3 protein-coding genes, 4 pseudogenes and 1 other annotated feature are annotated in these 8,401 nt (G+C 59.9%); of the genes and pseudogenes, 2 read left to right on the forward strand and 5 right to left on the reverse strand.

Features of this window, described 5'->3' with window-relative positions; translation table 11 throughout:
* Positions 1 to 648 precede the first annotated feature (648 nt).
* The 3 genes and pseudogenes from virD4 to X730_RS135560 all read right to left on the reverse strand — a co-directional run.
* Positions 649 to 2,394, reverse strand: a complete 1,746-nt coding sequence (gene virD4 / locus X730_RS135570) for a type IV secretion system ATPase VirD4 (protein WP_023727267.1) — start codon at positions 2,392 to 2,394, stop codon at positions 649 to 651.
* Between the two features lie 247 nt (positions 2,395 to 2,641).
* Positions 2,642 to 3,184: a hypothetical protein gene (locus tag X730_RS1000000169010; RefSeq protein ID WP_245261469.1), complete on the reverse strand. Its 543-nt coding sequence runs from the start codon at positions 3,182 to 3,184 to the stop codon at positions 2,642 to 2,644.
* Positions 3,185 to 3,719: 535 nt separating this feature from the next.
* A pseudogene (locus tag X730_RS135560) lies at positions 3,720 to 4,022 on the reverse strand (integrase core domain-containing protein); the annotation flags it as partial.
* Positions 4,023 to 4,262: 240 nt separating this feature from the next.
* Between X730_RS135560 and X730_RS1000000167225 the strand changes: the two are divergent.
* A pseudogene (locus tag X730_RS1000000167225) lies at positions 4,263 to 5,473 on the forward strand (IS30 family transposase).
* Positions 5,474 to 5,480: 7 nt separating this feature from the next.
* Here X730_RS1000000167225 and X730_RS1000000167230 read toward each other — a convergent pair.
* A pseudogene (locus X730_RS1000000167230) lies at positions 5,481 to 6,372 on the reverse strand (IS3 family transposase); the annotation flags it as partial.
* Positions 6,005 to 6,121: a sequence feature (AL1L pseudoknot), on the reverse strand. It overlaps the preceding pseudogene by 117 nt.
* 155 nt (positions 6,373 to 6,527) lie before the next feature.
* Positions 6,528 to 6,677 carry a hypothetical protein gene (locus tag X730_RS1000000167995; protein ID WP_023703136.1) on the reverse strand — a complete coding sequence of 50 codons (150 nt, stop codon included), beginning with the start codon at positions 6,675 to 6,677 and terminating at the stop codon, positions 6,528 to 6,530.
* Between the two features lie 197 nt (positions 6,678 to 6,874).
* On the opposite strand from X730_RS1000000167995, the pseudogene X730_RS01000000165065 reads away from it, so the two are divergent.
* A pseudogene (locus X730_RS01000000165065) lies at positions 6,875 to 8,401 on the forward strand (KUP/HAK/KT family potassium transporter); the annotation flags it as partial.

The following is an 8,401-nucleotide window of genomic DNA, read 5'->3' on the forward strand; positions in this document are numbered from 1 at the left end:
ATCAAGCCTTCCAACAGTACCAGCCTGATCAATTACAGCGAGAGCTACCGGTCCGGAGATCGCATCAGCGCCTCTCTGCATATGCACGCGGCCGCCTGAATTGCCGATTTCGCTCAGCTGCTGCTGAATGGCCACGGCTTGCGGCGCATTCAGGGCCCTCTGCGTCTCCGCTGGCCACAACAGCGCTGTGGAATGTTCATTGTTGGGACTACTCACTCGGGTGGCAGGTGGTTGCATGGTCAAGCTCATCCGGCCAAGGGCGGATCTGCTGTCGGCTGGCAGCCAAGACTGGGGGCGGCGGCCCGAACTCCGGCGTCCCAGAGCTTGCGAAAGCCTCCGACACGCTTCTGTTGAGGTCATCCCGTCCATCGGGCATCCCTGGGTTGCTGAAAAAAGACGAGGCGGCTTGATGATCCTGCCCTCGCTGAAGCACCTCGCGAAACCCTTGTTCCAGTCGCAGAAGCTCCTCTGGATTGGTTGGCGGCTCGTCAGCTCGACCATCGAACAGCGGCCGGAGCGCCTCGGACACGTGCTGCTCAAAGCCCACTCGCCGGNGCTTGCCCGTCTTCCAAGCCGGCGTCCTGCACCTGCGACAAAGCTGTTACACGGGATGGATTACTATTTCGCCGGGTCCACACCAGCCTCACATCAAACTGTATCGTCAAAGTCCTGCGCCAATTCACACAGCGGGTCATCGAGTTGAGATTCGGCGGAGAGCGCCTCCTCTGCTCCCGTCAAGGGCGCCGGCTCCGGGAGGGCGCCTGTCTGGCGTTCAAAGATGCGTTTCAGAATGCGATCCGAGAAATAACGCACCTTCCTCAATTTTAATGGTGGCAGACCTTTGATGAGAACAATCTCGTAGTCGTCATCGAGCAGCCGAACCTGTTCGGGACGCAATAGCGGTGCACCTTGATGTGAATTCTGAATGGTCCAGTCGAACGTTCGCGCCTGGCTGTGGGAAATCGATTTTGCTTCAAACGTGTATTCACCGATGGCCTTGGAAATGTAGTTCGGAGTCTCGTCATCAGCCGTGGCCATGAACACTTGCAGTCCGGTATTGCTGAGAAAATTCTGCTTGCCAGCCTCTCCATAAGCCCCCGTCAGTGCCGAAAGGCTTTGGATGATGAGCATGAAACGCCCCTTGTAGCCCGCGATAGTCGTGATTGCGGTCTCGATCGCCTCAAGCTTACCCAAGTGCTTGAACTCGTCGAGCAGGAAGAGAACCTCGTGCTTTTCATCCCGGCGGGCCAGCGACCGCTGCAGAATTGAAACGATTTGCTGAAAAAACAAGCGTATCAAAGGCGCGATCACCTCAAGGTCGTTCGGACCAACGCAAAGATAGATGCACGTTCTGCGACGGCGAAGATCATAGACCGAAAAGTCCGAGCGACTTGTGGCCGCCTTTACAGCGGGATCCGCCCACAGGTTGAGCCCGCCATCGCCGAGCACGGAAGTGTAGGAGGTTAGGATTTTCGTATCGTTCCCCGCCATGTCGTCGAAGATGCGTTGTGCCTCTTTGTTCTGAGTCTCCATGGCGAGTCGCGCGAAGAGCTTAAACTTCTCCCCCGGCTGGGCGAAGAGGTCATAGACGGCGCCGATTGTTGGCGTGCCCCGCTCGATGCAGGCAAGGATTCCCGCGACAAAGATATCTCGCGCGCCGCTGACGAAACCTTCCGCGCCCTCCCCCTTGGCCGTAATCAGGTTTGCCGCCAAGCGGCGGGCTTCGGTGAATTGCTGCTGTGGAGGCAGCGCTATAAGATCCAACAGCGGATTGTAGCAGTTTGTGCGCCGCTCCGAATCCAGCGGCGCGAATTTAAACACGTCGTCACCTGCGGCTTTGCGCGCCCTCGAGGTGAGCTCAAAGAGCTCCCCCTTGACGTCCAGAGCTATCACCGAGCCTTTGAATGTAAGTAGCGTTGGAATGACTATGCCGACGCCCTTGCCAGCGCGGGTCGGTGCAACGATGAGGCTGTGAGGCTGCTCGCCATTGGTCAGGAAGTAGCCAGGCCAGAAAGGGCCACTTGTCTTCCCAAACACCGGCCCTGTCACGCCACGGTATCGTCGCAGATATCCCGTGCGTCGCATTTCATCCACTCGAGCCCAACGAGCCGTCCCGTGGTGTTCGAGCTTGCGGCGCAATACGATCTGCTGAATCAGCAAGACGACCGCGGACGTCGAGAGCACGATAGCCGCGCCCCGATAGAAAACGGGGGTTGCGAAACCCAAATAGAAGGGCGTTTCAAACCAAAAGGCACGGACATCAAACGCCATCAGAGCCTCGCCGCTGCCGCCGTGGCGGAAGGTTGCGTAAAGACTTGCCGCACAGAAGCCCACGGCGAGTGAGCACGCGATGCTAATGGCTATGTTGGGGGGCGTCGTTTTTGTTGAAAGCATTGTTCCATTGCCGGATTAGCCGTAGCTAATGCTGCGCGTGCTTCAGAGACCGAACCGGCGTCGCGCGATGTCGCCGCTCGACAGATCGATGCCGCAGTGGGTGGTGCGATGCTTGCAGCGCATCACCCGGCAGACGTGGTTTTTGAAAGTTACACTAAGCAGGTACGTCAACGGCCAGCGAATTGGAAACGGCAAGGCCGTAGACGGAATTCGGGAGAGAAAGCGTCACTGTACCATGGCCGAGACATCAACGGCCGGAGCGATCTCTGCTTCTGGTGGCCTCCATTAGGTCCTCTCGGGCGTGATTGTAGGCTTGGCTTATGGACCGCCCGACTTGAGCACCCCGCTGCAGCTGTTCATAGGAGGTTTGCGGGCCTACTGTATCACGGACTGCAGCCTCAATACCTGCTATGTGGCCGTCCAGATTCGCACTCCGTTCCTCTGCTGCATGCTGCGGCGGCGGCATGTGCGGCAAGATGTCTTGCATGCCGGGAAAAACTGAGTGAGCTTGGGCCTGTTGATTTGCGTCGAACTGGTGATACATGTTGAGAATAGCATTGGATGCCATGTTTCTGACATTGCCATCCGGATCAGAAGAAGCCAATCCAATGGCCTGATCAAGAATGCGAGATTTGTTTTCCTCAGTAAACTTACTGAAGTGTGGCGCAACGTAATAAGTTCCGAGAGCTTGCGACGGCGGATCCATGTTGCCAATGCGATTAACAATAGCATCTTGCAGCCCTGGCGTTAGGTAATTGCCTAGATTACTGGCCGCTCCGACTTTCTGCAATGCTATGTCATCCGTGCTGTACCCCAATTCGGCTGTTAATGTCGCGGCCAGATTGATGGCTGATCGTCCAAGCCGATTGGTCCGCCTTTCAAATCTCGCGAGGTCAGTTTCTGGCCCGGGTTGAGTGCCCCGAACGGCTGTTCGCTCGTGCGTCCCGAGGCCTTTGAAGCCCCCAAGATTTCGCGCTGTATCGCGCGGGTTAGCGGTTACCAGCCGTTCTGCAACATCGCTCAATGGCCCCTCTGGAACGTCACGGAGGCTACTGCTCCCCACGCCTTGAGATGATCTTGCAGCTGCGCGTGCCCGTTTGTTATCGCGATCCATTGCTCGCCTCCAAAGTAGTTATTCTACCCAATGAGGTTACCACCGAAGCTTGACCTGCTAAACCGATATGATGTTACAGTTGTAGTATGGCAAAGGGTTCCCAGCTCTGTGGGTCTGCCAAGTGCCCGTCCAAGCCGAAGAAAATACGATGAAGCTGGCATCAAATGCGATGTGAACTGCCCCGGGCTTTCCGGAGGCCGTTTCGTTTGAGTTACGCGGCTATGGCTGGTTCATCCAACATGGCGTAGTAGCGTTCCTCGGCTTCGGCCGGCGGGATGTTGCCGATGGGCTCCAGCAGCCGGCGATTGTTGAAGCAGTCGACCCATTCGAGCGTGGCGAACTCGACGGCCTCGAATGAGCGCCAGGGTCCGCGTCGATGGATCACCTCGGCCTTGTAAAGACCGTTGATCGTTTCGACGAGAGCATTATCGAAAGAGTCGCCGGCACTGCCCACCGAGGGTTCGACGCCGGCCTCCGCCAAGCGCTCGGTGTATCGAATGCTGACGTATTGGGCGGATTCAACCGGTCGTCGCGACACCGAGGGATTGGAGGTGGCAATGACGGTTCACCAACGCGCTTAGATCGGTGCACTCGAAAGAAGCTGGATTCGCCCGGGCGTCCGCCTGCCTGGCAGCGTGAGAATCGCTTCCGGTTCTGGCAAGCTATTGCCTTGGGACATTCGAGCGAGGAGGCCGCACTGGATGCCGGTACATCAACGCCTCTTGGTCCGCGCTGGTTTCGGAGTACAGGAGGGATGCCGCCAACGCATTTGGCGCCGTGGGCGAAGCCGCCTTCGGGGCGATATCTTTCTTTCGGGAGCGCGAGGATATTGCGCTTGAGCTTGCCAAGGGGATCGGCATCCGGGCCATTGCTCGTAAGCTAGGTCGGCCGCCGAGCACAATCTCGCGGGAGGTCAGGCGCAATGCCGCGACGCGTAGCGGCAATCTGGATTACCGGCCAGTGCCGCCCAATGGCACGCCGATCGTGAGTCCCGCCGGCCTCCTGGCAAGCTGGCGGTCAATCCGGCTCTGCGTGAATATGTTGAGGAGCGCTTGGCCGGCAAAGTCACCAACCCCAATGGCGCCTCATTCGAGGGCCCCAAGGTGGGTGTGGAAAAAACGACAGAGCCGGAGGTGGTCGGCAACCTGGAGCCCCGAGCAGATCGCTAAATCGGCTTCAGATCGATTACCCAGAGGATCAAACCATGCGGATCAGCCACGAGACGATCTATCAGTCCTTGTACATTCAAGGACGCGGAGCATTGCGCCGAGGACTTACCGCATGTCTGCGTTCAGGCCGAGCGTTGCGCGTACCGCCCGAACGCGCGTACCGCGCGAACGGGCCCGAGTTCGCAACAAGTCCTTCATTGGAGACGCCCTTATAATAAGCGACCGTCCGGCCGAAATTGCCGATCGGGCTGTCCCCGGACATTGGGAAGGCGACCTCATCCTTGGCCTCGGAAGCTAGGCGATCGGTACGCTCGTGGAACGAAGTTCACGCTTCACAATGCGTGCTTCACCTGCCGCGCATGCAATGGCTATCAGCAGAGCCTGCGCATCAAGAACGGTCCACCACTTGCCGGCCACGGCGTTGAAGCAGTCCGCAGAGCCATAGCCCGATCCATGGGCAAACTTCCCGAGCAACTGCGTCAGTCGCTGACTTGGGCCCATGGAGCGGAAATGGCGCAGCAGCCGACCTGCGCATCGACACCGGGCTCGAGATTTTCTTCTGCGATCCCCAAGCCCGTGGCAGCGAGACTCCAACGAAAACACCAACGGCTTGCTGAGACAGTACTTTCCAAAGGGCACGGATCTCAGTCGGCACACAGCCCGGGAACTGGACGCAGTCGCCCATGCTATCAACACAAGACCGCGCAAAACGCTCGGCTGGAAAACACCTGCCGAACTCCTCGACCAACTCCTTGGGGGACAGTATGATGCCGGTGTGTGGCGACGATCCGGTTGAATCCGCCTTGGCTGCCTCTATCGCTGTGATGGATGAGCCCGCCTCCCCGCACGGGCCGCCGATCATCGAGAGCCTGTTCCAGGGCATCGAGAACGAAGGCTGCATGCGCCGTCCGGCTCACCCGCCAGCCGACGATCCGACGGGCATAGGTGTCGATGACAAAGGCGACATAGACGAAGCCCGTCCAGGTCGCGACGCAGGTGAAGTCGGAGACCCGCAGCATGTTCGGCGCGGAGCAGTGGAACTGGTGGTTGACGTGGTCGAGAGGGCAAGGTGCGGCCTTGTCGCTCACCGTAGTGCGGATCGGCGGACGATGCCTTCGAGGCTCATGGCCTTCATCAAGCGGGCAACCGTGCAGCGGGCGACGTCGAAGCCCTCGCGACGCAACCGCCGCCAGACCTTGCGAACGCCGTAGACGCGGAAGTTCGCCTCAAACCATCGGACCTCATGCTTCGAGGCTGTATCCCATCTTGCCCGAGCCGACAGCCGGCAGGGGTCGACGCGCTTGGCGACATGGTCGTGGTAGGTCGACGGGGCGATCGGCAGCACCTAGCAGATCGGCTCAACCCCATGCGCCTTGCGGTGATCGTCGATGAACGCGATCGTGGCCTGAACCGGCGGTCGAGCTTCGCCTGGGCAAAATACGCGGAAGCCTTGCTCTCGTTGGCCTGCGAAGCTCGCGGCTCTCGCGTTCCAGAGCCTTCAGTTTCGTCGCAGCATCCGTGGGAACTCCGGCGCGCACGCCGCAGTCACGCTCGGCTTTCTTGCAGCCGATCTTGGCGGCGATCGATGAAACCGCCGCCCACCGCGACGTACGCTCGCGTTCGTGATCCAGAACCAGCCGCACCGCGGGGGGTCCGGACCTCGGGAGAGAACTTGTTGGTCGCCTTGCTTGTCATGGTTTCACCTTCTCAGGAGTTGGAGCCTCCGATCAACCCGCGGCGGTACACAACAAGGGTCACGGATCAATCTGGGCGGGAACCCTAGAGAATCAGCCCTCAGAGCCTTTGGTAATAGACCGACCCCTCGCACCTGTTTGGGCTGGGTGTACAAGTCAGGTTTTCATCAGGTTGGACGAGTATGTCTGGCAGTAGAGCGCGACCACTTCCGTGCCCGCCCGCTCGTCTGGCAGACACACAAAGGAGAAAGATATGCCGTCAGCTACAAGCAGCGCCATCGTTTCCTGCCGCAGATCATCGCCCATCCGGTCTGGCCCTCCTTCAGGTCCCCTTGAGCCTGTGTCTCGTCGAGGAAATGGCCTGGGAGCGGGATCGTGGTTTCGTATGAGACAATCCGCCGGTGCGGCGACAAATGCGGTCCGCATACGGAGCCATTACGTCGCGGCACTTGATATTGCAGTGCAGCAAAGGTAGAGGGCCGCCCCTTATCGGAGTGTCGTCCATGGCCCTTACCAATGCTGGTAGCGAGGCAGAACCCGTCGAACAATCGAGCCATCCCGAAATCGAACAGGACAGCACCAAGGTGCTGATGCTAGGCGCGCTCGGCGTTGTCTATGGCGATATTGGCACCAGCCCGATCTACGCGTTCCGTGAGGCGCTGGTGGCGTCGTCGGGCGGCAATGTCGCCGAGCGCGGCGATATCCTCGGCGTGCTGTCGCTGATCATCTGGTCGCTGACTATCATCGTCACCATCAAGTACATCATGTTCGTGCTGCGCGCCGATAACGGCGGCGAGGGCGGCGTGCTGTCGCTGATGGCGCTAGCGCGCGGCAGTTTCCCCAAGCGGTCGGCGGTGATCCTGGGCATCNGAGGGCGGCGTGCTGTCGCTGATGGCGCTAGCGCGCGGCAGTTTCCCCAAGCGGTCGGCGGTGATCCTGGGCATCGGCATCGTCGGCGCCTCGCTGTTTTTCGGCGACGCGGTCATCACGCCCGCGATTTCGGTGCTGTCGGCGGTCGAGGGTATGAACGTCGTCACGCCGACCTTCCAGCCCTATGTGGTGCCGCTGACACTGGTCATCCTGGCCATGGTGTTCGCGGTGCAGCGCTTTGGCACCGGCGGGGTGGGATTGGTGTTCGGCCCGGTGACCGCCGTATGGTTCCTGGCAATTGGCCTTTCCGGTCTCAACCACATCATCGCCGATCCAGAAATCCTGTGGGCGGTGAGCCCGCACTACATCGTCGCCTTCCTGATCAATTCGCCCGACGTCGCTTTCGTGACCATCGGCGCCATCTTCCTCGCCGTCACCGGCGCCGAAGCACTCTATGCCGATCTCGGCCATTTCGGCCGCAAGCCGATCGTGCTGGCCTGGCTGGCGATCGTGTTTCCCTGCCTGCTGCTCAATTATGCCGGGCAAGGCGCCTTCGTGCTGGCCAAGAACGGTCACGTCGGCCATCCATTCTTCGAGATGAACGAAGGCTGGACGCTGATCCCGATGGTGGTATTGGCAACCGCGGCGACGGTTATCGCCAGCCAGGCGGTGATCTCCGGCGCCTTCTCGCTGACCCGGCAGGCGGTGCAGCTCAATATGCTGCCGCGGCTCGAAATCCTGCACACGTCGGAACGGCAGTCGGGCCAGATCTACATGCCGCGCGTCAATGTTTTGCTGGCGTTGNCTCGAAATCCTGCACACGTCGGAACGGCAGTCGGGCCAGATCTACATGCCGCGCGTCAATGTTTTGCTGGCGTTGGCGGTGATGTTGCTGGTCGTCGGTTTCGGCGAATCGAGCAAGCTCGCCTCCGCCTATGGCATCTCGGTGACCGGCAACATGTTGGTGACGACGGTGCTGCTGTTCGTCGTCATGACCCGCATCTGGAAATGGCGGCTGTGGGTGGCGGTCGCCATGACGGCGCTGTTCGGCTTCATCGACATCGGCTTCTTCGCCTCCAACATCGTGAAGGTGTTCGAGGGCGGCTGGGCGTCGCTTGCGGTGGCCTTCACCATCGTTCTGGCGATGTGGACCTGGGTGC

The organism is Mesorhizobium sp. L103C131B0, assembly GCF_000502275.1.
Taxonomy (GTDB): Bacteria; Pseudomonadota; Alphaproteobacteria; order Rhizobiales; family Rhizobiaceae; genus Mesorhizobium.

Excerpts from the sequence above, each read along its gene's own strand:
- virD4 (WP_023727267.1), bottom strand. The coding sequence starts at position 2,394 with ATGCTTTCAACAAAAACGACGCCCCCCAACATAGCCATTAGCATCGCG.
- X730_RS1000000167995 (WP_023703136.1), bottom strand. The coding sequence starts at position 6,677 with ATGGGCGATGATCTGCGGCAGGAAACGATGGCGCTGCTTGTAGCTGAC.